A 1,903-nucleotide genomic window follows, 5' to 3' on the forward strand; every position below is an offset into this window, starting at 1 on the left:
CCTATCAGGTGGCCGAGGCCCGCGCGCTCGGCGCCGACTGCATCCTGATCATCATGGCCGCGCTCGACGATGCCGCCGCCAGGGACATCGAAGACGCCACCATCGCCTACGGCATGGACGTGCTGATCGAAATCCACGACCGCGCCGAGCTCGACCGGGCGCTGCGGCTTCGTTCGCCCATGATCGGGGTCAACAATCGCAATCTGCGGACCTTCGAGACCACGCTCGCGACCAGCGAGGCCCTCGCGCCGCTGATCCCTACGGATCGGCTGATGGTCGGCGAGAGCGGCATCTTCACGCCCGAGGATCTCGCCCGGCTCGAGCGCGTCGGCATGTCGACCTTCCTGGTCGGCGAGAGCCTGATGCGGCAGGCCGACGTCACCGCGGCGACGCGGACGCTGCTCGCGCGCACGACCCCGGCGCGTGCGACGGGCACGCGCTGACATGCCGCGCTCCACGACCAGGCCGTCGAAGACCAAGCTCTTGAAAACCAAGACCGGTCCCGCCCTGACCCATATCGGCGCCTCCGGCGAGGCGCGAATGGTCGATGTCTCGGACAAGCCCGCGACGGAGCGACTTGCGGTCGCGGAAGGCCGCGTCGTCATGAGCAGGGCAACGCTCGACCTGATCGTATCCGGCAACGCCAAGAAGGGCGACGTGCTCGGCACGGCGCGCATCGCCGGAATCATGGCCGCCAAGCGCACCTCCGAGCTGATCCCGCTCTGCCACCCGCTCGCGCTGTCGAAGGTGACGGTCGACATCGAGCCGGACGCAAGATTGCCGGGCTGCCTCGTCCGCGCCAGCGTGAAGGTCACGGGCCCGACCGGCGTCGAGATGGAGGCACTCACGGCCGTCTCGGTCGCCTGTCTCACCATCTACGACATGATCAAGGCGGTCGAGCGCGGCGTTCGTATCGAGGGCATCCATCTGGTCGAGAAGCTCGGCGGCAAGTCCGGCCATTATCGCGCCTGAAGCGCGCTTGCCTTCCGACCCACTTGCGCGCGGCGCACATAGATTGCTTTTTCGCGCAACCATTCATGCATCGTTAACCGCCCTTCCTAACTTTACCTCCACACCGTCACCGTAAACCAACGGATGTTCTCAGGCTCATGAATTGATCCTGACGTGTGCGCGGCAATGATCCAGCATGAAGATGAAATTAGGCAGTCGTCTGTTTGACCAGGCCTTCGTGCGCAGCGGACCGATCCGCTGGCTGGTGGTGGGCGGCACCCTGCTGATCGCGGCCATCGCCATCGGCTCGGTCCTGATGGCGCAGAACTTCCGGGAGCGGGCACTGCGCAACTCCGGCCGCGAGCTCGAAAACGCCGTACTGCTGCTCGCCCATCATTTCGATCAGCAATTGCAGGATTTTGCGGTCATCCAGAAGGACTTCGTCGACCATGTCCGCACCGCCGGAATCACGAGCGGCGGGGATTACCGCAAGCACCTCTCGGGCGAGGACGTCCACCGGATGCTGCGATCGAAGATCGACGCGCTGCCCTATATGGGCGGCGTCAACATCATCGATGCCGATGGCAATCTGATCAATTCATCGACGGCATGGCCCGCCCCAAGGGTGAACGTTGCCGATCGCGCCTATTTCCGCACCTTCAAATACGATCCCTATGCGCCCGACGTCCTGATCGAGCCGCTGCACAGCCGCGTCTCCGGCGCATGGACCATTCTGGTGGCCCGGAGGATCGTGGCACCAAACGGCGAGTTCCTCGGCGTCGTCGGACGCGGGATCGAGCCGGCCAGCTTCGAGAAATTCTTCGCCTCCGTCGTGCTCGGCGAAGGCGCGACGATCTCGATGCTGCATCGCGACGGCACGTTGCTCGCCCGCTATCCGCATTCCCAAGAATTGATGGGACGAAACTTCAAGACCGGCCCGTTCGAGCATCAG

The 1,903-nt window shown here is 64.6% G+C and carries 3 protein-coding genes; all 3 read left to right on the plus strand.

What is annotated here, in order from left to right:
- Positions 1-443: indole-3-glycerol phosphate synthase TrpC (locus tag JHD07_RS17235; RefSeq protein WP_291624339.1), on the plus strand; the 443-nt coding region annotated here is incomplete at its 5' end.
- A gap of 1 nt (position 444) precedes the next feature.
- The gene (gene moaC, locus JHD07_RS17240) at positions 445-972 is read left to right on the plus strand and encodes a cyclic pyranopterin monophosphate synthase MoaC (protein WP_291624341.1); all 528 of its coding nucleotides are present in this window, start codon (positions 445-447) and stop codon (positions 970-972) included.
- 175 nt (positions 973-1,147) lie between these two features.
- The coding region (locus tag JHD07_RS17245) for a cache domain-containing protein (RefSeq protein ID WP_291624343.1) at positions 1,148-1,903 on the plus strand (756 nt) is incomplete at its 3' end.

Origin of the sequence: Bradyrhizobium sp., assembly GCF_016462955.1 — a bacterium.
In the GTDB taxonomy this organism is placed as follows: domain Bacteria; phylum Pseudomonadota; class Alphaproteobacteria; order Rhizobiales; family Xanthobacteraceae; genus Bradyrhizobium.

What these genes read in the sequence shown, in the direction of transcription:
- moaC (WP_291624341.1), top strand. Translation starts at nt 445, where the DNA reads ATGCCGCGCTCCACGACCAGGCCGTCGAAGACCAAGCTCTTGAAAACC.